This window comes from Dyella jejuensis (genome assembly GCF_044904675.1).
Lineage (GTDB): Bacteria > Pseudomonadota > Gammaproteobacteria > Xanthomonadales > Rhodanobacteraceae > Dyella_B > Dyella_B jejuensis.
Genome location: NZ_JADIKJ010000010.1, coordinates 26364 through 48553, shown reverse-complemented (window position 1 = coordinate 48553; position 22190 = coordinate 26364). Strand labels below are relative to the sequence as shown.

21 protein-coding genes are annotated in these 22190 nt (G+C 63.0%); 5 read left to right on the top strand and 16 right to left on the bottom strand.

What is annotated here, in order from left to right:
• Positions 1–5: 5 nt before the first annotated feature.
• From ISP15_RS09870 to thiM, 6 genes are all read right to left on the bottom strand, one after another.
• On the bottom strand, positions 6–239 hold the full coding sequence (locus ISP15_RS09870; protein WP_404547122.1) for a hypothetical protein: 234 nt from the start codon (positions 237–239) through the stop codon (positions 6–8).
• A 42-nt stretch (positions 240–281) separates the two neighbouring features.
• A complete protein-coding gene (locus ISP15_RS09865) occupies positions 282–1307 on the bottom strand; it encodes an L-dopachrome tautomerase-related protein (RefSeq protein WP_404547121.1) in 1026 nt (341 codons plus the stop codon).
• An 18-nt stretch (positions 1308–1325) separates the two neighbouring features.
• The gene (locus ISP15_RS09860; RefSeq protein WP_404547120.1) at positions 1326–2444 is read right to left on the bottom strand and encodes an NAD(P)-dependent alcohol dehydrogenase; all 1119 of its coding nucleotides are present in this window, start codon (positions 2442–2444) and stop codon (positions 1326–1328) included.
• 363 nt (positions 2445–2807) lie between these two features.
• On the bottom strand, positions 2808–3935 hold the full coding sequence (locus ISP15_RS09855; protein WP_404547118.1) for a trypsin-like serine peptidase: 1128 nt from the start codon (positions 3933–3935) through the stop codon (positions 2808–2810).
• Positions 3936–4531: 596 nt separating this feature from the next.
• Complete coding sequence (gene thiE / locus ISP15_RS09850; protein ID WP_404547116.1) at positions 4532–5173, bottom strand: thiamine phosphate synthase; 642 nt, start codon at positions 5171–5173, stop codon at positions 4532–4534.
• The gene (gene thiM / locus ISP15_RS09845) at positions 5170–5973 is read right to left on the bottom strand and encodes a hydroxyethylthiazole kinase (protein WP_404547115.1); all 804 of its coding nucleotides are present in this window, start codon (positions 5971–5973) and stop codon (positions 5170–5172) included. Before thiM ends, thiE begins: the two co-directional genes overlap by 4 nt.
• Positions 5974–6070: 97 nt before the next feature.
• On the opposite strand from thiM, the gene ISP15_RS09840 reads away from it, so the two are divergent.
• The 3 genes from ISP15_RS09840 (at position 6071) to ISP15_RS09830 (ending at position 9432) form a co-directional block, all read left to right on the top strand.
• The gene (locus ISP15_RS09840) at positions 6071–6667 is read left to right on the top strand and encodes a DNA-3-methyladenine glycosylase (protein WP_404547114.1); all 597 of its coding nucleotides are present in this window, start codon (positions 6071–6073) and stop codon (positions 6665–6667) included.
• 228 nt (positions 6668–6895) lie between these two features.
• Positions 6896–8815, top strand: coding sequence for an AI-2E family transporter (locus ISP15_RS09835; protein ID WP_404547113.1), 1920 nt, complete (start codon positions 6896–6898; stop codon positions 8813–8815).
• A gap of 212 nt (positions 8816–9027) precedes the next feature.
• Positions 9028–9432: a hypothetical protein gene (locus ISP15_RS09830; protein WP_404547112.1), complete on the top strand. Its 405-nt coding sequence runs from the start codon at positions 9028–9030 to the stop codon at positions 9430–9432.
• Here the strand turns inward: ISP15_RS09830 and ISP15_RS09825 are convergent.
• The 10 genes from ISP15_RS09825 to ISP15_RS09780 all read right to left on the bottom strand — a co-directional run bounded on the left by ISP15_RS09825 (position 9429) and on the right by ISP15_RS09780 (position 19782).
• The gene (locus tag ISP15_RS09825) at positions 9429–10313 is read right to left on the bottom strand and encodes a VOC family protein (protein ID WP_404547110.1); all 885 of its coding nucleotides are present in this window, start codon (positions 10311–10313) and stop codon (positions 9429–9431) included. The two genes, ISP15_RS09830 and ISP15_RS09825, sit on opposite strands and share 4 nt — an antisense overlap.
• Positions 10310–11206 (bottom strand): SMP-30/gluconolactonase/LRE family protein, encoded by an 897-nt coding sequence (locus tag ISP15_RS09820; RefSeq protein WP_404547108.1) that lies wholly within the window; start codon positions 11204–11206, stop codon positions 10310–10312. Before ISP15_RS09820 ends, ISP15_RS09825 begins: the two co-directional genes overlap by 4 nt.
• Positions 11199–11672: a cupin domain-containing protein gene (locus ISP15_RS09815; RefSeq protein ID WP_404547106.1), complete on the bottom strand. Its 474-nt coding sequence runs from the start codon at positions 11670–11672 to the stop codon at positions 11199–11201. Before ISP15_RS09815 ends, ISP15_RS09820 begins: the two co-directional genes overlap by 8 nt.
• Positions 11669–12142, bottom strand: a complete 474-nt coding sequence (locus tag ISP15_RS09810) for a DoxX family protein (protein ID WP_404547104.1) — start codon at positions 12140–12142, stop codon at positions 11669–11671. The genes ISP15_RS09815 and ISP15_RS09810 overlap by 4 nt, the downstream gene beginning before the upstream one ends.
• A gap of 28 nt (positions 12143–12170) precedes the next feature.
• Positions 12171–13745, bottom strand: coding sequence for a GMC oxidoreductase (locus tag ISP15_RS09805; protein WP_404547102.1), 1575 nt, complete (start codon positions 13743–13745; stop codon positions 12171–12173).
• Positions 13746–13980: 235 nt separating this feature from the next.
• Positions 13981–15084: an AI-2E family transporter gene (locus ISP15_RS09800; protein WP_404547100.1), complete on the bottom strand. Its 1104-nt coding sequence runs from the start codon at positions 15082–15084 to the stop codon at positions 13981–13983.
• Positions 15085–15291: 207 nt separating this feature from the next.
• Complete coding sequence (locus ISP15_RS09795; RefSeq protein ID WP_404547098.1) at positions 15292–17499, bottom strand: TonB-dependent receptor; 2208 nt, start codon at positions 17497–17499, stop codon at positions 15292–15294.
• Positions 17500–17546: 47 nt separating this feature from the next.
• Entirely contained in the window at positions 17547–17879 is a 333-nt protein-coding gene (locus tag ISP15_RS09790) for a DUF3325 domain-containing protein (protein ID WP_404547096.1), read from the bottom strand.
• Entirely contained in the window at positions 17876–19456 is a 1581-nt protein-coding gene (locus ISP15_RS09785) for a PepSY-associated TM helix domain-containing protein (RefSeq protein WP_404547094.1), read from the bottom strand. The genes ISP15_RS09790 and ISP15_RS09785 overlap by 4 nt, the downstream gene beginning before the upstream one ends.
• Positions 19453–19782, bottom strand: a complete 330-nt coding sequence (locus ISP15_RS09780; RefSeq protein ID WP_404547092.1) for a DUF3649 domain-containing protein — start codon at positions 19780–19782, stop codon at positions 19453–19455. The genes ISP15_RS09785 and ISP15_RS09780 overlap by 4 nt, the downstream gene beginning before the upstream one ends.
• 547 nt (positions 19783–20329) lie before the next feature.
• On the opposite strand from ISP15_RS09780, the gene ISP15_RS09775 reads away from it, so the two are divergent.
• Positions 20330–21445, top strand: a complete 1116-nt coding sequence (locus tag ISP15_RS09775; RefSeq protein ID WP_404547090.1) for a sensor histidine kinase — start codon at positions 20330–20332, stop codon at positions 21443–21445.
• Positions 21442–22182: a LytR/AlgR family response regulator transcription factor gene (locus ISP15_RS09770; RefSeq protein WP_404547088.1), complete on the top strand. Its 741-nt coding sequence runs from the start codon at positions 21442–21444 to the stop codon at positions 22180–22182. The genes ISP15_RS09775 and ISP15_RS09770 overlap by 4 nt, the downstream gene beginning before the upstream one ends.
• Positions 22183–22190 lie beyond the last annotated feature (8 nt).

The window sequence follows — 22190 nt, the reverse complement described above, 5'->3', positions numbered from 1 at the left end:
CGGCGTCAGTGATGGCGCTTGCCAATGTCGTTGCGCTCGTGACCGGATTCGGATGGCATGCCTTGATTCAATTCGAGCGATGACGTGCGTGCGGAGACCTGCGCTTGCCGTGGCTGGTCCTCGGCGTGCGGCCACGACGGTGGCGCTTGACTTCGCTCGCGCTTGCTTTTGAGCAATTCCTGCGCGGTCTCGACAGGATTTGCATGAGCGTGCGGATCGGGTTTCTTGTGGGCAATCATGTCAATCTCGTGCAGCAAATAGAAAGCACAGCATTGCCGCCGTCAATGCACGGGTGCGAACGAGAACAACGCGGTAGGAAGCGAACGGCTGGCATCGGGCTTGAACCACACCGAATCCTGGATATGCGACGCGGTGATGTAGAGCGTGCCATCCGGCCCTTCGGAAAGCGTGTCGGGCCAACGCAGCCGCTGGTCGGATACGGCGGTTTCCAGCGCGCTGCCGTTCCAGAATTTCACCGCATTGTCGCTCGGCGAAGTGACGTAGAGCGTGTTCGTGCTGCTCATCCACAGGCCGTCGGCGACGTTGGTCGTGCCGACCTTGGTGACGGCCGCCTCGATCTCGGCGGCCGGCGTATCGCGGGTGAGCTTGTCGGTGGCGATGCTGTACAGCGTGCGGCCGGTCAGCGCCTGCCAATACAACGTGCGGCCATCATTGGCGATGGCGATGCCATCGGAAGCGAACACCGGCTGGCGTCCGTCCGGACGGCACAGCGGCTGGCCGTCTATGTTCACGACGACGTCTTTTTCCGGTTGCGTCGAGGCGTGTCCGTCCAAAGCGCGGAAACTGTCGCCGCTGGCGAGATCCACCACGATGATCGCGCCGCGCGTGCCCGAGTCGGTGATGTAGGCGGTGCGCCCATCCGGACTGAATCGAACATCGTTGAGGTAGCTGCCTTGCAACACGACCTCTTCCGGAAACAAGACGACCTGCGTGACCTTGTCCGTACACAGGTCGATGCGGACCAGTTTCGGACCGCCGGGAAGGATTCGTTCATTGCCGGGCGCGGCCGGGTCCAGTACCCACAGCGCCCCGCGGCCATCGGCCACCACCGATTGCACGCATACGAAATGCTCGGCCACCGGCATGTCGCTGGCCTTGGCGTTGCGCCATGCATTCCAATGTTTGTCCGGATACGGACGCAGGCTGCCGTCGGGCAGCAGTTCGGCGACGGAAACGGGTGCGTCTTCGGTCCAGCGCGGAAAGTTGACGAACAGGCGGCCATCCCGCGAGACGGTGACGCCGGTGACCTGGTGGTCGAAACGGGCAACGGAAGTGAGCGATGACATGGCGACTCCAGTAAAAAATCAGGCAGGCATGCGCAGGATGGGCTTGATCGTGATACCCGCGTCGCTGTCGTCGATGGCGCGGTTCACGTCGGCGAAGTCATAGAAACGCACCAGTTTTTCCAAGGGGAATCGTCCCTGGCCTTGCAGTGCCATCAGGCTTTCGAGGAAAGCGGGAGTCTGGCCGCCGCCGCCCATGACACCGATCAGGCGCTTGCCGTGCCCAAGCAGGTCGGCATGCTTGAGGGTCACCTTGGCAGATGGACTGGAGCCGCCCACCACGGCGCAGGTGCCGCGCATGCCCAGCGCGGCGACCGCATCGGCAACGAGGTTGGCGCCGTTGGTCGCCTCGATCGCGTAATCGAGCCGGTGCCGGGTCAGTTCCTTGATTTCCTCGACCGTGTCGCTCGATGCGTGGAAGGTATGGGTTGCGCCGAGTTCGCGCGCCAGGGCGAGGCGCTCGGGCACTTTGTCGATCACGATGATGTGTTCGACGCTGGTAAGCCGCGCCGCCATCACCGCGGCGAGTCCGACGTTGCCCGCGCCGAACACGGCGAGCGACGTACCGGGTTCTGGACGCAATTCGTTCAATACGGTGCCAGCGCCGGTAGAAATGCTGCAGCCGTAAGGACCGGCCATCTCCAGCTCGATGCTGTCCGGCACCCTGGCGAGTTGCTGTTCGAGTGCAACCGTATGGGTGGCCCATGACGATTGCTGGAAAAATCGTCCGGCCAGCTCCTCGCCGTTGCGCCGCCGCATGCCGCCGGAGCCATCCAGCCGATAACCGCTGAAGGTCAGGTCGCGATTCTTTTCGCAATAACGCTGCTCGCCGCGCAGGCAACGATAGCAGCGCCCGCAGAACGGAAATCCGATCATCACCCGATCGCCGTTATGCACGCGAGTCACGTTGCGCCCGACCGCTTCGACGACGCCAGCCGCTTCGTGGCCGAGTACGCCTGGTGTGGGATAGGGCTCAACCCCGTGCAAGCAACCGCGATCGGTGCCGCATACACCACAGCTGATCACGCGAACCAGCACTTCATCGTCGCGTGGATCGTCCAGCTCGATTTGTTCGAGCGTGATGCGGTGCGGGACGGTTTGTGTGTCGATCTGTTCCAGGACGGCGGCAGTAATACGCATGCGTTACTCAAGGATGGCGTCAGTGGCATTCAAGGCTGCCATCGAAGATTCCTCCGTCGCGTGTTGCGCGGGCGTCAAGTTTTTCTGGCCGTGACCGTGGCAAAATCTCGACGTCGTGACGACACGCGACGGGGCACGCTGTTTTCCATCGCGCGGCCCGTTGCGCGGCCCTTGGCATGGCGAAACGTGTTGCCGCAGGACCTACGGTTGTTGGGAATCGGGTGAGGATAAAAATCGAGCTGCCAGGTGGCAGCTCGATAGGCCATCGGTCATCCACGTTGAGGCCAACTCATTCGGCGTTGCTTTAGCGCTGCCGAGGCTGCGGAGCCGGGTGTTTCACGCCGCGCGTCGGGGCGTGGCCAGCTACCGGTGCGAAGAACCGCTGGTGCCGGTTTGGGGCAAGCAAACGGCGTCCGGATCGATCACGGCGGCGTCTTGGTCTGCCGCGCGATAAATCGGACAGAAGTTGGCTTTGAGCAGACGCGCGTTGGCTTGAGAGTTATAGACGGTCGCTACGACTTCCGGTGGCTCGATGCTGCTGTTTTCGTGCACGATGATGGATGGGCCGCCACTGTTGCCGACCTGCATGCCGCAGTTGGGTGTGTTCAGGAGGAAGCTGTCGTTGGATTTGCTGGTGCTCAGGCAGAACGAGAGCTTGCCAGTCCGATCGGCCAGCGGTTCGTCCTTGCCATTCCAGTTGTTACCCGGATAGCCATAGATATGCACCAGGGGAAAGGTATCTTCCACATCGTTGGGGCGTGGCACCAGGCCTCCGTGTACGGCGTCCTGCAGGTAAACCGGCTCGCCGTCCGGGCCTTGCTGGGGATATACCGAGAGCACGGCTATGTCATTGGAGGTCTGTAAAAAAAAGTCAGGCAGGTAAGCGCGCTTGACGACCCACTTGCCGTAGGGCGCGCGCGCCGCTTCGGGCAGCGACCCGTTGTAGGCAGGCACGAACAGCAAGTTGGTGCTCCATTCGTTCCCGCCCTTGATGCAATGGGCGGCAGTGAGCACGAGACTTCTGCCCTGCGATTGAATCACCGAAGCGGAACAATGGCGCGGTACGTCCGGCAGCGTCGGAAAAAATTGGTCGGCGACGAAAAACAAGATGCCGTTGACGCGCGTCAGCAGGTTGGCTTCGTAAGGTGTTGCAGCAGGCAGGTAACCGAAAAAGTCGCTGGGTGCGGTGTCGCCATCCGGACATTCGCCGATGCCGGGACAATAGCGATGATCCGGCTGGCCGGGAAGCGATGGCGGCACGTCCGATGGCTCCAGTTCTTCGGCTGCTTTCATCTTCGAGTAAGACCAGAAGGCGCTCACGGCCGCCGGATCGTCCTGCGTCGCGGATACTTCGCCCCAGCTTTCTTGAACGCCGGCCGTGGTTGGCTTTTCGTTGTTTCCGTCCGCGGCGATGACTTGATGTGGATACCCGCCGAACAATGCGCCGCTCATCAGCGTGATGAGGAACGTGCGTGACATGATGCGTGTCATGACTCACTCCTTGTGAGTGTTGCCGTGCATCCAGCACGCCACGGCATGGCGTGGCAAGCGCATGTGCTGGACGAAGAGATGCGCTTGAAAACACCTTAGCGATCATGCCCGCATGGCATCGTGCAACCTGACACACTTGCGCGTAGGCCTTTTCCGTTGCGAACGTCATCCTTGCTCAAGCATGGACAGTTGCGTTGCGCGATACATGGTCGACAGTCGTGCGAGAAAAGGACGACGCTGATCCGACTATCCATTGCCGTTCCGTCGGCTGTGCTGCACGAAAAGTCGCGCCTGGTTCAAGCGGATGGGGAGGTAATGATTTCGCCAGCAGAACACGGCGGCCGCTCCGCCGACGCATTTCCGCCGGAATTGTCGCAATGGAGGGGCGGATACAAAACGAGCCGCCTTGGCGGCGGCTCGGTCGGGCATCGGTCATCCATGTTGAGGAGGGGCCCCTCCTCGGCGCCTGACTTCCCGGCGCGGCTGTTATCGCACATTACGCCGTCCATGTCAGGTGATGGAAGGTTTATGTAGGCACGTGCTTACGGCCACTCCGGCCACCCTTTGATGCAGAAAGCCTTGCAAATACGCCGAGCCTACCCGGCACGCGCCCGGCAAATGCGCTCCCACAGCGCCTGGGATGCCGCGCGCGGATCCGGTGTTCCGCAAATGGCCGATACCACCGCCATGCCGTCGGCGCCGGCGGCGAACACCTCGCTGGCATGCGCCTGCTTCAGGCCGCCGATGGCAACGGTGGGCACCGGGCAGGCGGCGACGACGCGGGCAAGGCCGTCCCACCCGAGCGGGACCGCGTGGTCGGGCTTGGTCGGTGTAGCGAACACGGGACCGACCCCTACGTAGTCGACACGCATCGGATCGACCGCGCGCGCCGCGCCTTCCGAGTTCACCGACAGGCCGAGGATCATGTCCGGACCGATTCTTTCGCGCGCCAAGGCCGGCGACAGATCGTCCTGGCCGATGTGCAAGGCGTCGACCCCGGCTGCGAGGGCCGCTTCGATATCGTCGTTCATCACCAGCGTAACTGTCGTGCCGCGCAGTACATCTTTGATGGTGCGTGCCAGGGCAATCCGTTCGGCGGTGGAGGCCTGCTTATGCCGCACTTGCACCATCGTCGCCCCGCCGGCCACCGCTTCGCGGGCCGTTTCGAGCATGGAATGACGCTGGCAGAGTTCCGGATCGAGCACCAGGTAAAGCGATAAATCGAAGGGCTTTCTCATGCGGGTGTCACCTGCGCTGCCAGCTCGCTCGCATGCAGTGCGTCGAGCGCATCGATGAAGCGCCATGCGAACGAACCAGGACCAGTTGCCTGCTGCGCGGCACGGGAGCCGGCTGCGCCGAAGCAGGCAAGGGCGCTGGCCGTGGCGGCCAGGGGCGATTGCGGCGCCACGGCGACCAGGGCGCCAATCAGGCAGGTGAGCGCGCAGCCCATGGCCGTGACGCGCGGCATAAGCTCGGAACCACCCGCGATGCGCAACGCACGCTGGCCGTCGGTAACCCAATCCACCGCGCCAGTTACCGCGACCACCGCGCCCGAGCGCTGCGCCAGCGCGGTGGCGGATGCTTGCGCGCGCTCCACGCTATCGCCGGCATCCACGCCGCGGCCAGCGCTCGCCTCGCCAGCCAGTGCCATGATTTCCGAGGCATTGCCGCGGATCACGGTCGGACGATGCTGCAACAACGCATCGATCGCCTGGCGCCGGAACCCGGTGGCGAAGTGCGCGACCGGGTCCAGCACCCACGGCCGCCCAACCTCGTTCGCCGCCGCGGCGGCCCGCAGCATGCCGTCCAGCCAGCTCGACGAAAGCGTGCCGATATTGATGGTGAGCGCGCCAGCCAGCCTGGCGAATTCGCCGGCTTCTTCCGGCGCATGCACCATGGCCGGCGAAGCGCCGGCCGCCAGTAGCACGTTCGCCGCGAAATTCATCGCCACGAAGTTGGTGATGCACTGAACCAGCGGCGATTCGTGGCGCATCCGTTCCAGGAGTTCGCCGTAGGTGGCGGGAGAGGAAAGAGTCATCGGTCGTTCCAGGTGTCGATCGTTTGTTGCTATGTAGAACGCCTCGCGCATGCCCGCAACGGGGGGCTCATCCAAATCGCCCGCTAGTATGACCAGCATGCCGACATCCCGAAAGAAACCCCGCCCGCTGCCACGCTCGTTCTATCGCCGCGATCCGCTGATCGTGGCGCCCGCGTTGCTGAACAAGCTGCTGGTATGCCATGACGGCCGCGCGGGACGGATCGTCGAAGTGGAAGCCTATCGCGGCGCCGACGATCCGGCGGCGCATTCCTACCGGGGCAAGACGCCGCGCAATGCGGTGATGTTCGGTCCGCCGGGACATATGTATGTGTACTTCACCTATGGCATGCATTGGTGCAGCAATGTGGTGTGCGAAGGAACGGTTGAAGGCTCGGCGGTGTTGATCCGCGCGCTGCAGCCAGTGGCCGGGCTGGACCTGATGCATGCGGCCCGTCCCTTGGCGAAGAACGATCGCCAGCTGTGCAATGGCCCGGCCTGCCTCACCCAGGCGATGAGCATCAGCAAGCTGCAAGATGGCATCGATCTGGTCGGCGGCGACGCTTATGCATTGGTCGACGATGGCGTACCGCCGCCAGTGCAGCCGGTGCAGACCACGCGCATCGGCCTCACCAAAGCGACGGATTTTCCGTGGCGCTGGTATCTGGCCGATTGTGCGTATGTGTCGAGGAAATGATGAGTGGCCGGATTTGGGCAGTTTCCCAACCGACCCTATTTTCCCGCAAGGCACGGAAGATAAAGGCCAACTGCCGATCCGCATCCGGTTCCGCCGTATCAAGCCCGGAGTGTTTGGCAGAGGCTCGCCCACGGTCATTGACCGGCATGTCCTTTCCCCTCCGGAAGGCGTAATTTAGCGACGGCGGCACCAGCGGGCGCCGCCGATTTCACGGAACAGGGTGTACGCATGCCTCCAGAATCCGCGCCGTCGCCGCTGGCCGTGGCCAATCAGCGGGCACTGACCATTCTCGCGACGGCCGCGATCCTGGCGCTGCTTTACTTCGGCAGGGATGTACTGGTGCCGGTGACGCTTGCGCTCATCCTTGGGTTGCTGATGGCGCCGCTGGTGCGAGTGTGGCGGCGGCTTGGCCTGGGGCACGCGCCATCCGTGCTGATCGCGGTGCTGCTGCTGGTGTTGGTGCTGGGTGGGTTGATGATGGTGATCGGCACGCAGATCGTGCATCTGGCCAGGAGCCTGCCGCAATACGAAGCCACCATCCATGCCAAGTTGCAGATGCTGCATGACCTCACCATGGGACGGGTAGCGGCGATGCAAGGCGAGGCGGGCAGGGTGATCGGCCTGACTGGCCAATACACCGGTGCGCCTGGCGCGTTGGTCGTCCCCGCTTACGCCGCGCCGGAAAGCGCGCCGGCCGCGCCAGGCAGTTCGCTGAGCGCCGTGAGCCGGGTGCTTTCATCGATCTGGATGCCGCTGGAGACTGGTGGCATCGTGCTGGTCGTGCTGGTTTTCGTGTTGCTGGAATACGAGTCGTTGCGCGATCGCTTTATCCGCCTGATCGGCGGCAAGGACCTGCGCGCCACCACGGCGGCGATCAACGATGGCGGCGAACGGTTGTCGCGGTTCTTCGTTTCGCAATTTTCGGTCAACGTGAGCGTGGGTCTGTTGATCTGGCTGGGACTGGTGCTGATCGGCCTGCCCAACGCGCTGCTGTGGGGCGCCTGCACCGCGGTGCTGCGCTTTGTGCCGTATGTCGGCGTGTGGCTGGCCGCGATATTGGCCGGACTGCTCGCGGCGGCGGTCGATCCGGGCTGGTCGCTGCTGCTCATGACGCTGGGCTTGTTCGCGGTAATCGAAGTGATCGTGAGCCAATTGATCGAGCCCCACCTATATGGCCATACCACGGGCCTGTCGCCGCTGGCGGTGGTGGTGGCCGCGATCTTCTGGAGCTGGTTGTGGGGCGCGGCCGGGTTGATTCTTTCCACGCCGCTGACCTTGTGCCTGGTGGTCGCCGGTCGCCACGTCAAGGCGCTGGCGCTGCTGGAGATCCTGCTGGGCGATGCGCCGGCGCTGACCATGCCCGAGCGGTTCTACCAGCGCACGCTCTCGGGCGATTCGCAAGAGGTCATTGCGGCCGCGCGCGAATTCCTCAAGCGCAAATCCTTCGCCAAATATTGCGACAGCGTATTGTTGCCGGCATTGCAACTGGCTTATGTCGATTTTTCGCGGGGCGCGATCAGTCCCGAGCAACGGCTGAAAGCGCGAAGGGCGGTAGTGCGCGTGATCGAAACGCTGGGCGGGGAGGCGGGCGTGCGCTCCGGCTGGCGTACTCGCAACGCTTCCGTGCTCGGCGAGGGTTCGTTGGCGCTCAGCCTGCGCCAGCGCCGCGAGCGTGTCAGCGGCCGCTGGCAGGGCCCGCTGGCGGTGGCATCCAGATCAATCGCGCTGTGCATCGACATTGGTCTGGATAACGACGAACTGGCCACCGAACTGCTGGTGCGCGTGTTGCGCGACCTGAGCATCGATAGTCGCCATTTCTCCATGGACGATATCCGCGCCTTTACCTTGGAAGCGCATCCGGAGGCGACGCGCGATGCGGTGTCCATGGTCTATCTGGTCAGCGCGTCGCCTGCCCGGCAAGAACAACAGATCAACGAGGTGGCGCAGGATCTGCGCCAGCGCCTTCCCGATGCATGCATCGTCGCGGTGCTGCTGCCGCAATGGCTTGAGGTCGCGCAACCCATGGCGGCTGGCCCATGCGTCGATCATGTCGCCAAGTCTTTCGAAGAAGCGGCGCAGCTGGCGATCGCCACGGTGCCGGTGCCCTCGGCGACGACCGCGTCGGATGCATCCGTCAAGCGAAGCTGACACTATCGTGACGTATCGTTGATCTTGTTCGGGCAATGCAACGTTTGCCCGATGGAATATTGAACGCGCATTGAATGCTTGCCTGCATTATCCGAGGAGTGCCTCATTTCGGACGCAACGCTCGCGTCTGTTTGCTTTCCAGCCCTTGTGTCCGACTTGCGCCAGCGCTTAAATGCTTGCGGGAATCCGGGATGATGCAATGAGGCATCCCGATGGCCATTCGAGCGCGACCGAGCGAAAGCGACTTCCGGCGGTTTCTGCTTGAAGGCGGCACCATCCGTTTTGTGGTCGAGGCCGCGGATATCGATCCTGAAGGAACGATACTTCGCGATGTGCCCGCCGACGCCCTGCTATACGGCTTCCAGCTCGCGCGGATGCCACCGCGCCGGACGACCGAGCGCTGGCTTTCCAATGCCATCAAGAGCGAACACTGGTCGACCATCGAGGAAATTGTCCTGCGTCGTGCCGGTTCCATCACCTATCGCCAGGTGGCGCGCGGATTGTTCGAAGCCACCTGTTTCATTGCGATGGGCCAGACCGATGAAGAGCGATTGACCCGAAGCGTACTCAATGTCGGGCCGCCGATCCGTCGGCGATCGACCGATTCCGGCCGTTAGTGATCCGTTTCAATGGATGCCTGCATCAGCAGACGGTGTCCATCCGGATCCTGCAATAAAGGCCAGGTGGTTGAATGCTGGTCGTGGTATGCCGATGCGTTTGCGGCATCATCGAACTGCACCACCAGCCGATCCGCCGCCAGGTCGATAGCGGCAGCCGGAGGACTCGGCGAACGGCCCGGCGGAACGCGGTAAGCCAGCAGCTCCAGGTGCGGCGGTTCCGCCCGCGCAGGTTGCAAGCCAATGACATCCACCTCGACGGAGGGCAGGCCATCGAGCCGCTGTTGCGCCGGCCCGCTATTGTCCGAACGCACGCCGGCCTGAAAGCCCAGCGAGGTATAGAACGCCAGCGAGCGTTGGGCATCGGTGACCGCGATGGCGGAATGATCGATGCCCAGGAACAAGCCTGCATGATGCGCCCAGCGGGCGTTACCTGCAGTGACCGGAAAATGGATCAATTCCAGCGGATGGCCGTCCGGATCGCGAAATTTGAAAGCGCTGACCGAGCCGGTATTAGGTGGCAACCGTTGTGGTCCATCTTCGCTGATGGGCTGGAACGCATGACGGCAAAGCTGTCGGTACGCCTCGCGCATGTCCGCCACGACGATGGCCAGATGCTGGAACCACAGGTCGTTGGAACCGCTATCGCCGGGATAAGGCCGGCCGGGCGAATCGAATGCGACCAGTTCCAGCGCCTGCTGGCCTAATTGCAGTTGGGCCACGTCCGCATGCATGCCTGGCACGCCGAGCGAAGCGCTATCGACGCGCGCCACTGCAATGAGCTGGAAGTCCAGCGCATCGCGGTAGAACGCGATAGCGCGCGCAAGGTTGCTGACATTGCGACTCAGATAGCGCAGCCGCAGCACGCGGCCCGCCTTCATGGCTGCTGCGCACCGCGGCAGTTGGTGTAGATCGCAAACAGCGTCTGCGACGCGCACAGGAACAGCTGGCTGCCGTTGCGGCCACCGAAGCACAAGTTGGAAACACGACACGGTACATGGATCTTGCCCAGCAGCGTGCCGTCGGGATCGTAGCAATGCACGCCGTCCTCGGTAGCGGCCCACAGGTTGCCGTCTTGGTCGCAGCGGATGCCGTCGGCGTGCGCGCCGGCAAAGCAACGCTCGCCGCTCAGGCCGCGACCGTCGGCCTGCAGGTCGAACACACGGATTTCATGCCGTGCGTCGGCGGCGAACTGTAGCCCTGTCTCCACCACGTACAAGCGCGTTTCATCGGGCGAGAAGCACAGGCCGTTGGGCCCTTCGAAGCTGTCGATCACGCAGCGCAGCTCGCCGCTTTGCGGATCCATGCAATACACCCGAGCCGGCAATTCGCGTTCCTGCTTGCCGCCTTCGTAGTCGGTCTGGATGCCATAGGGCGGATCGCTGAACCAGATCGTGCCATCGGATTTCACCACCACATCATTGGGCGAATTCAGGCGGCGGCCTTCAAAGCGATCGGCCAGCAGCGTGATCTGGCCGTTCCATTCGGTGCGGGTAATGCAGCGAGCGCGATGCGAACAGGAAATCAGTCGCCCCTGGCGGTCTCGCGTGTGCCCGTTTTCGAAATGCGACGGTTGACGGAATACCGATATGCCTGCGCTTTCGCTCCAGCGCATGACGCGATCGTTCGGAATATCGCTGAACAACAGGCACTCGTGGTCGGCAAACCACACCGGGCCTTCCAGCCAGCGGAAGCCGTCCGCAAGTTCTTCCAGCGGCGCATTGGACAGCACCATGGCGCGAAAACGCGGATCGATGATTTCAATGTTATCCATGCTCGCCATCCACCGCATTGGCCGGCCGGCCGCGTGCCGTGGGCTGTTCGAGCTGCACCAGCATCAGCACCGCCGGCTGTTCGCCGAGCGTGCCGGAACGGTGTCCTTTGTGACCGTGCGCATCGGCGACGCAATCTTGGTCGCCACCGAACGACACCTCGCCCGGCCCCAGTTCCACGCGCTGCCCATCCATGCTCTCGACAAACCAGCGGCCGGACAGCGGCACGATCCACTGCGGCTTGGGATTCTCGTGCCAATCGCCGATCCAGCCCGCCGGCAGCACGGTAAACATTACGGTGGCTTGGCAAGTACCGAGCACATCGTTCCATTGCGGCGCGGCACCGCCCATGCTCTGTTGCTCAAACCGATCCAGCACGCAACGGGATTGACGACTGATCCCTTGCTCGTCGGTCCATATCTGCCAGTAGTGGAATGCGGGCGGGGCGGTGCGAGAAACATGGCTCATGGCACGGTATCCGCAGGCGATGCATACACCGGGGTGGACGCGAGCGGATGCCTGGTGAACGCTTGTACCGGCGTCAGTTGCGTACCGAACGTGATCAGCAACAGGCCACCGACCAGCCCGAAGTTTTTCAGGAAATCCCAGAAGTGCGAGCGCGCCACACTGTCGCCCTTGCGCCAGAAATCCGGATACGCCCAGAAGTTGTGATACAGCAGTGCGGTGACCGCGCAATAGCCGGCGAGCAGGAACGCGGCCAGCCGATCATGCCAGCCTGCGATGACGCAGGCCGAGCCGAGCAGCTCCAAGCTCATGCCGAGTACCAGCAATGCCGATCCGCCAGGGAGGAAGCTGGAGTTGGCCTGCTTGAGTGCGCCCTCCCAGTCGAAGATCTTGTCCATCGCACTGAACGGAAACAGCACGACCAGGCAGATGCGGATCAACAGCGGCATGCCTATTACGTTTATCCACGACATCAGAGATGCCTCCTCGGCGAGTGGCGCGTCAACCCGCGCCCAGCCGTTGCTTGAGATGGTCTGCAACGCGCAGCGCATTGGCGATGATGGTGAGCGTCGGATTTACCGCGCCGATGGAAACGAAGAAGCTGGCATCGGTAACGTAGAGGTTGTCCAGTTCGTGCGCCTTGCAATGGATATCGAGCACGGAATGGGAAGGGTCGGTGCCGAAGCGCGCGGTGCCGGCCTGATGGGCGGTGCCGCCGATGGGGATTTCCTGGCCGAGTTCGAACTTGCGCTCGAGCAATTGCGGATGCTTGCCCGAACCCTGCACCAGCAGCTTCAGCTTTTGCTTGAGCCGCTCGTGCGCTTCCAGGTTGTTGCCGTATTGTTCGAGCACCACGCGCCCGTCGCGTTCGAGGCGTATGCGGTTCTCCGGGCGTGGCAGGTCTTCGCTGGAAAGCCAGAAATCGATGGCATGGTGTGCGATTTCCTCGAACGGCAGATCCGGCAGCCACTCCATCCAGGAAGGCAAGGTTTCGCCGCGCAAGGTACCGGCATGCGATTTGCCGGTCATCTGGATCAGGCCCAGCGGATAAGGCCAATCGTCAGCGCCGAAATAATAATCGCTCAGTGCCAGGGTCTTCTGGAACACCGTGTCGTTGCGTTCGCGCGAGAGTGCCAGCAACACGGACTGGTTATGCCGCATGTAGTTGCGTCCGACCAGGCCGGAGCCGTTGGCCAGCCCATCCGGATGTTGCGCATTGGCCGAGCGCAACAGCAACAGCGCTGAACTGAGCGCACCGCACGCCATCACCACGATGTCGGCCGAATACGCCTCGCGCCGGCCTTCGCGTTCGACGTTCACTGCCGTAATGCGGCGGCCGGATGGATCGGTATCGAGCGTGGACACATAGGCATGCGTGAGCAACGTGACATTGGGATAAGCGGCCAGCGTCGGATCGACACAGATCACTTGTGCGTCCGACTTGCCGTTCAACAGGCACGGGTAGCCGTCGAACGCGGCACAACGGATGCAGGTGCTGGTAGGCGAGACCTTGCCATCCCGCTCGTCCAGCAGGATGCCCAGCGGCATGTGGAAGGGCCGCACGCCTTGACCGGCGAAACGGTCATGCAGTTCCTGGATGCGCGGTTCGTGCGATACCGGCGGAAAAGGATAGGGCGCGCTCGCCGCGGGTTCGGTAGGGTCTTCGCCGCGCAGGCCATGCACGCGGAACAATTGTTCGGCCTGCGTGTAATAGGGTTCCATGTCCGCATAGCGAAGCGGCCATGCCGGCGAGATGCCGTCGGCGTGTTTTATCTCTTCGAAATCGCGCTCGCGCAAGCGGAACAGCGCCGCGCCGTATACCTTGGAATTGCCGCCCACGAAATAATGCAGCCCCGGATGGAACGGCTTGCCCGAGCGGTCGTACCAGGTTTCGGCCGCGTTGTAGAGGCCGTCCACGAACACCTTCTTCGGATCCCAGTTTTCGATGCCGCGGGGCAGGTAGCCGCCGCGCTCGATCATCAGGATGCGCTTGCCCGTAGCGGCAAGCCGATGGGCCACCGACGCGCCGCCCGGGCCGGTGCCGATCACGATCACGTCGTAGTGCTGGTCGGGCATGCCATCTCCTCAGGAATCCTGGCGCAGGCAACCGAACTAGTCGCGCGGCGCAGGCGCGCGCGGATTGCGGAAGGCCTTTCTTACGCGGGCGCCAGCGTGCCTCAGGTGATGTCGTCGCGGTGTTGAGGTCGGCCGCGGCACGCGAGAAAGCGCGGAAAGCAGGCAAGCTTTTATGGGCGGATGGAAAACATCCTGCGCTATGTCGCACGGCAACTTCATAATGGTTGCGCTTTCATCAAGGGCCGAACAGGCGCCGCTCGCCCTGGATGAAATGCCCGAGCGCGGCAAGTGGCCGCACCCGGTCGCAGATGATCTTGGTGATCGCGAGTACCGGCACCGCGAGAATCGCGCCGGGAATGCCCCACATCCAATCCCAGAACAGCAACGCCACGATCACCAGTACCGGATTGAGGGTAAAGCGCCGCGCCAGCAGCATCGGCGTGACCGCTTCGCCTTCGATCATATGCACGCATACATAAACGACCATGGGCATGAAGGCTTTCCACAAAGGCTCAAGGCTCAGCATGCCGACCGCAAGAAAAAGCAGCATGCCGCTCAAGGGGCCAAAAATGGGCACGTAGTTCAGGCAGAACGCCACGACCGCCCATAACAAAGGATCGGGCAGTCCCAGCCACCACATGCCAAGGCCGGTAGCCACGCCGACCAGCACATTCATGATGGTGATGGTGACCAGGTAGCCGGAGATATCCGCCTCCACTTGCTGGGCGATATCGATCACTTGCCGTTTGTCGCCGAAGGTCGGCATCACTTCCACCAGCCGCCGCAGGAAGGTGTCGCCGGCGATCAAGAGGAAAAAAAGTACCAGGAAGGTCCAGACGAATCCCGACGCGAAATGATGCACGGTCGACAACAGCAACTGCTGGAAATCGACGCTGGTCGCCGGCGCAGGCGGTGCCGGCGCCTTGCCGCCCACCACGATGCTTTTGGCATGCAAGAACAACCGCGCCATGGTGTCGATCGGCTCGCTTACGATGCGTACCCGCTGCTGCAGGCGGGGCAGCCCTTCGGGCAGGCGCCGGGCCCAATGGCCGGCCGGCGTGCTCAGCATGTCGGCCAGTCCGATCAGGCAACCCATCAGCGAGGCCAGGGCCAGCAACGACGCCACGACGCGCGGAAGGCGAAGATGCTTCATCAGTCGCATGCCCGGCTGGACCAGCAGCTTCAGGAAAAACGCGAGCATGATCGGCAGCAAGACGTCTTTTGCCACATACATGCACGCCATGGCAGCGAAAAAAAACAGCCCGCCCAGGAACACCGTGGACAGGTTTTTCGGCAACGGCATGACCTGCCTGCCCTCGGGAGCCTTGGCCGTCGTCACGCTATGCACCTCGAGCGTTACTTGAGCACGACAGACGATGCGCACCCATCCATCAACAGGCGGTGAAGCATGCGTGGGTGGCACGTTACCCGAACGGGCTCCATAAGCTTGCGCAGGGGCCGCCCGTTGCCATGACAACGGGCGACTCCAACGGACCGTGCATGGCGATGGCCTGCATCGCCATGCACCCGTCATGCGCGGCGCCGGTTAGAAGTCCACGCTCGCCGAAAGCTTGACCGTGCGTGCCGCGCCTTCGGTGAGGTAACCGCCCAGCGCGGATGCCCAATAATTGCTGTTGGCAAGATTGAGCACGGCGGCGCGGAACGTCACGGCGCGGGTATCGATGGTCGTGGCGTAGTCGATCCCGGCGTCCACCCGGGTCCAGGCGGGAATGCGCAAGGTGTTGGCCACGTCGGCATACTGCGCGGCGGTGCGCGTGAGGCCCAGATCGAGGCCCAGTCCGTCGACGTGTGGCACCGCCCATTCCAGTCCGGCGTTGTACTGCCACTTAGGCACGCCGACCGCAGTATTGCCATTGTCGGCGCCATCCTGGGTTTGAGTCAGCTTGGCGTCGATATAGCTGGCGCCGCCGATCAGCTTCAGGCCATGCACCGGTTCACCGTAGATGCTCCATTCGGCCCCGCGATTGCGTTGTTCGCCGGCAATGCTGAATACGGCGGGTGTGCCGCTGGTGATGCCGTTGGGCTGCTTGATCTGGAACAGACTGAAGGTGCTGCCAAAACCGCCCTGGTCGTACTTGATGCCGGTTTCGAGCTGCCGGGAGCGATAGGGCGGAAACACCTGGCCGACATTGATCGCACCGATCGGCGCTTCCGGTCCCTGCGACAGGCCCTGGATGGAATTGGCGAACAGCGAGAAGTTGGGATTGAGCTTGACCACCAGGCCGATCACCGGCGAGGTCGCGCTTTTGCGATAGTCCGAGGTTTCCGCGCCGGTGCCGTAGGCGTAGCCAAGGGTCTGCAAGCTCTGCTGCCGCGCGCCCACGGTCAGCAGCACCTGGTCGTCGGCAAAGCCCAGCGTGTCCGATAGTGCCAGGCTGTGCAGCTTGGTGCGGCCTGTCACTACCGGTACGCCGCCATCCAGGATGGTGGGCGGATAGGGAATGGGAACGTAGTTGTAGAGATCGGCAGGGAAGGTGGACGAGAAGGTGTAGCTGACGGTCTTCTTCTGGTTGAGTGCCGATACGCTCAGGTTGATCTTGTGCGTGACCGCGCCGGTGACGAGATGGGCATTGAGGCCGGCCTCGCCGGTTTGCGCGTCGTTCTGGTAAGGCACGCCCAGGCGATAGGCGCTACCGTTGCCGCTGCCATCGACCGTCGGCGACCAATACTCGCCAGTCTCGTTGGAATGATCGGCGCCCGCGGTGATGTAACCGGTGAGGTCCGGCAGGAAATCGTACTCGGCACGAACGACGCCATAGGTGTCTTCCAGGCTGGAATAGCTCCACGGCTGCGCATAATTGGCGCTGGCCGGCGGCGGTTTCGGCACGCCATCGCCCGAGAGGTAGACCACGTTGCGGCCATCGTCGATGCGCTGCAACTGGTGGCTTATATCGGCCTTGATGCGGAATTTCTCGCCGCGATAGTCGAAGGCGATCGACTGATGATTGGAGTGGCGGCTTTCGCGATCGATCGCGGTATCGCCATCGCGTCCGCCAAGGTCGACACGGATGCCGTAACGGTCGTCGGGGCCGAAACGCCGGCTGAAATCGAGCTGGGCACCCGCCTGGCTGTCGCTGCCGTAATCGACCGTGGCACGAGTCAATGGCGTGTCCAGCGCCCATTTCGGTTCGACATTGATCGACCCGCCAATGCCGCTGCCGCCCGGCGAAACGCCATACAGAAATGCGCTGGCGCCGCGCAGCACATCCAATCGCCCGATCGCATCGGCATCCACCAATTGGCGTGGAATGATGCCGTAGAGACCATCGAAGGTGATGTCGTCACCGTCGAGCGGAAAGCCGCGCAGCACGAAAACCTCGGCAAAGTTGCCGAAACCGTCGCCGACACGCACCGCCGGATCGTTGGCGACCACGTCGGCAATGGTGTAGGCCTGATGATTGGCAATGTAATCTTCGGTATAGCTGGTCATCGAAAACGGCGTGTTCATCAGGTCCTGCTCGCCCAGCGCCCCCAGGTTGCCTTGGCGTGCAATCTCGCCGCCGCCGAAATTGGGTGTGGCAGTGCCTTGCACTTGCACCGCTTGCAAGGTACGCGGTGTATTCGGAGCGGTGCTGCCGTTGGTCTGGCCAGTGCCGCTCTGGTCATCGGGTTGGCTGCTTTGTGCATGGACAGCGCCACAGCCGAGCGCCAGCGCCAGCAACCAAGGCAGCGGCGCCCGCCGCACATGCGCGTGGCTTCGGCGTGGCGCTGCCGCGTGGATGGAATGACGCATAACGTTCTCCTCGGAATGTCGATCAAAAATGTGTGGCGCGATGACTGTCACGGGCTCAGTCGACAGAGCACGGCCAGTACCAGCAACGTTGGCGCCAGCATGCGGGCCAGCCGGGGGCGGTAAGGCTGCAGCACTACCCAGCCCATCGCGGCCACCATCCAGCTGGTGGCCCAGGCCACCGTTCCGATGTCCCAGCTCCACTCGTCGACGCTCAACGCCCACGCCATGCCAGCCGGCAGCCATCCGCCAAATCGCAGCAGGCGTGCACGCCGCGCGTCGGGGTACACCCCGAAATGCCCTGCGTAATGCCGCGGCAGGCCCAGGCAGAGCAGGGCCCAGCTGAGGTAATCCAGTGCGAAGACGGCGACGATGGAACTCACGGCATCACCTCGTCGGCAGGTGTCGATGCGCGGTTCGCGGCAATGCGCCGGCCGGTTGCTTGCCGGGTGCGGGTAGTCGGGTGCTCCGGTGTGTCGGTTGGTCCGCATTGGTACGCCAGCCACGCAAAGGCCAGGCCGAGCACGAATGCGGTCAGGTCCACGCCGGCCAAGGTCCAGTCGCGATCATGCACGCTGTGCAACAGGCTGCTATAGGGACAGGTGAGGGCGTTGATCAACGGCAATGCCAGCAGCAATGCTGCCGTGGCGGCAAACAATTCGCGCCAGGGGTTGCCGCGGCGCATTCGCCCGATGCCCCAGAAGGCGGCCAGCCACCATGCCGCCCAAAAACCGCGTGCTTCCCAATCGGCGCGTCCGATCAGCGAGGCGGGCAGCAAGCGATTGACCCATAGCAAGGCGATGCAGGCCAACGGCATGCCGGCAAGCACGCCGACATTCAACGCGCGCACCAGGCCGTATCCGGAGCGCAGCCCTGCCAGCGCGGCCTGTCGGGCACGCTTGGCGATCCATACCTGCATGCCGCACGCCAGCATCACGCAACCGGCGCCACCCAGCAGGAAATACAGCCAGCGCAGCGCTGTGCCACCGAATTGCACGCGATGCAGGCCGCTGAGAAATTGGTAAGTGCGATAGGCGGTCTCGGGCCCCTTGGCCTCGGCCATGAAAGCGCCCGTGACTCCGTTGTAGAGCAGCGTGCGGCGTCCGCCGGCGACTTGATCGTTGCCGGCCGCCAGCACGCTGATGGTCGTCGACGCATCGTGGATACGATCCACTTGCATGTACTGCGCCGGACCATCGAGGCGTCGGACCGCGTCGGCCAGCACCGCGTCCAGCGAAGCCCGCCGCGGTGGTGGCCGATGCAATGCGAGAGGAACGGGAGCGCCGGCGAGCTCCTGGAAGAATCGCCCCATGTCGCCGCGATACGCCACCTGGACGCCGGCGAACATGTAACTGGACATCATGATGGCCACGCCGGTGTAGGCAATCATCAGGTGGAACGGCAATCCCAATACGCCGGTGAGATTGTGTCCGTCCAGCCACGCGCGTTGTCCGCCGCCAGGACGGAACATGAAGAAGTCCTTGAAGATGCGCCGATGGATGATTACGCCGCTGACCAGCGCCAGCAGCATCAGCATGCCGGCCAGGCCAACCAGATAGACACCGATCGTCCCGGCTTCCAGGTCGTAGTGCAGGGTAAAGAAGAACGTACCGCCAACGGTGCCTGGAATCAGTTGGCCATCGTGCGGATTGAAGGCTACGTCGATGTACGGTTTGCCCGGTTCGAACACCAACCCGTGGATGGAGGGATCGCGCGAAGTGGGCGGCTCCAAGTAAAACGTTCCGGCATGCGGCGCCATGGCGCGCAAGCTGGCCGCGGCGGCATCCATCGAGACGGCCCCTGGCGCCATTCGATGCAGCGCCGGGCGCATCCAGTAATCCAGTTCCTTGTCAAAGCAGGCCAGGGTGCCGCCCAGGAAGATCACGAACAATACCCAACCCACGATCAGCCCGGCCCAGGTATGCAGCCACGCCATCGATTGCCTGAAAGTATCCCTCACGGCCGCATGCCGGTGCCGCGGAATACCAGCGCCACGCCCAGCATTGCCGCACCGGCCAGCAGCAGCGGCCACCAACTTCGCCAGGCGCTGCGCGCCGCAAACACCCAGATCGCCGCCGCGCACCACACCACGAAGCTCAGCAGGTTGGCGGTGACTACCCGGTTGATCCGATCCATAGGCAGCACCACGGTCAGCAACGCCGTGCATGCATAGGCAACGAAATAACCGCCGCACAACGCGGCCAGGACGCGCGTGGCGATAGCAACGCGATTGCGTATGAACCAGGCTTGCGGGAGCTTCGGTGAGCGGAACGGCAGATCGGGCATGCGGATTCGGGGAGCGGAGATATAAGGGGCCGATAGCGATGTGCGCATGCCGACCGGCCTTTCAGTCCCAGGGGACGAGAAGGTCCGTTACGAGCAACACGCCTGGTCAAACCATCAACGGGACCATGATAAATGCAAATGATTCGCATTGCCATGCATCGACAAGAGATTCTGGCTGCCGGGAAGAGTGGCCCTTGGGGCCACTGGCGAATGGCGCGCCTCACTCAAGCTTTCAGCGAGGCCGCAAGCCTGCGCCTTCGACTGCAATTTCAGTTCAGTGGATGCGCATGCTGGAGCAGCCCCCGACGAATGAGTGGCGGCTCCTGACGCCGAGGGGGCGATCAGGCAGTGTTATTAGCAAGGGTAGGGGCAGCGTCCTGCTGTGGACACTAATGTTGGAATAGCGTGTTGGAATGGCGGAAGGAGAATGGCCATCAAGCGGCTGACAAAGCGACTTCGATGCGCCGCCTGGCCGCTTGCCCCGCGCAGGTCCCGCTTGCCACATAGACCACGTCAGTCGCCGCAGGCGCGGCTACAATCGATCGCCATGAACGTGTTATCCCGCCCACTGCCGGCAGGTGTCGACACCGGCGACGGCGCGACGTTTCCTCCAAAGGCCCTGACTACGTTCTGGGCGTTGTGGGTGGCATTCTGGCTGCTCATGATCAGCGTTTCCATTGGGAACGAGTTCCACAATCCGCTCGCACGGTGGTGGGAGCCGGTCCTGTGGGAGGGGAGCTCGGCACTGGTCTCAACCGGATGGATGTGGCTTGCAGTCCGGGTTCGCGGACGCTACGCATCGTATTTGGACAAACCCCTGATCTGGTTCGGTAACTACCTGTGGTGGTTGCCGTTGGTCTTCATCACGTGGATTTCGGCGGTGTACGCGATACGAGGCGGCGTCTATGCCGCCGTGGGCAGTACTTACGAGCATCCAGGCTGGGGCTTCGTCTTTGTATACGAGAGCATCAAGCTGACGATTTTTGCGGGACTGTGGCTCGGGATCCTGTTTGGCATCGATTCCTATGCACAATGGCAACGCCAGCGACACCGTTTGTTGCAAACACAGAAAGCGCTGGCCGAGGCACAGCTTGCACAACTTCAAGGTCAGCTGCGGCCGCATTTCTTGTTCAATGCGCTCAACACCGTCTCTGCCCTGATGCATACAGACGTAGAACGAGCCGATCACCTGGTTGCGACGCTCGGCGATCTGCTGCGTATCAGTCTTCGGTCAACGGAGAATGAGATGATGCCGCTCGCTGAAGAACTCCGCACGCTTGAGCTTTATACCGACATCATGCGCGAGCGGTTCCGGGATCGTGTAACGCTGGCCTGGCAGGCCGATCAGACTCTTCTCGACACCCCCGTTCCGGCGCTGCTGCTGCAGCCCTTGGTCGAGAATGTGTTCAAACACGGCGTCGAGCGTACCGTGTCGCCCGTACACATCCGTATCAGCGTCCGGCGCGAAAGCGACTCACTGGAAATCGTCGTTAGCAACTCCGGCTCCATGCTGGCGCCGGAGCATCGTGATGGGCTGGGATTCCGCAACTGCCGGGAGCGGCTGAGCATCATCTACGGCAATGCGGCATCCCTGCTGGTCCGCAACGAGGGCGATGGCGTTGCCGCGCGCGTCTCGATCTCGCTGACGGACGCCATCCAATGATCCGCGCCGTAATCGCCGACGACGAAGCGCCGGCGCGCGAGAAACTCGAACGCTGGCTGGCGGAGCAACCGGACTTGGCCGTGGTCGGATCGGCCGAGGACGGATTGTCCGCGGCACGGTGCATCGAACGGCTCCGCCCGCAAGTGGCGTTCCTTGATGTCCAGATGCCGACTTTGTCGGGACTCCAGGTCGCGGCGCAGCTTGAACCATCGAGCGCACCGCTGATCGTATTCGTGACCGCATTTGACGAGCATGCGGTGAAAGCGTTCGACCTCAATGCGATCGACTACTTGCTAAAGCCTTACGACCGGGATCGCTTCGCACGCACCGTGCAGCGTGTCAGGGAACGTCTGCGCGCCCGTGAATCCGGCGCTGCAGCGGTAGCGATTGGTCGAACATCGGCACCTTCCTGCGAGCGCTTGCTCGTACCGGATGGCGAGCGGCTACAGCTGATCGATGCAGCATCCATCGAATGGCTCGAAGCCGACGATAACTACGTCCACGTGCACACGGCTGCGCGCACCTACCTGCTGCGCAGGACATTGCAGGATCTGCTGTCCCAACTGGGCGAACAGCGCTTCATGCGTATCCATAAGTCGACGGCGGTAAACCTCAGTGCCATCGGATCGCTCACCCCGCTCTTCAAGGGGGACTACGAAATCCAGCTGCACAACGGCCGCATTCTCCGGCTCAGCCGACGGTATCGCGATGCGTTATTCGCCCGGATGGGTCGGTAACGTCCGCC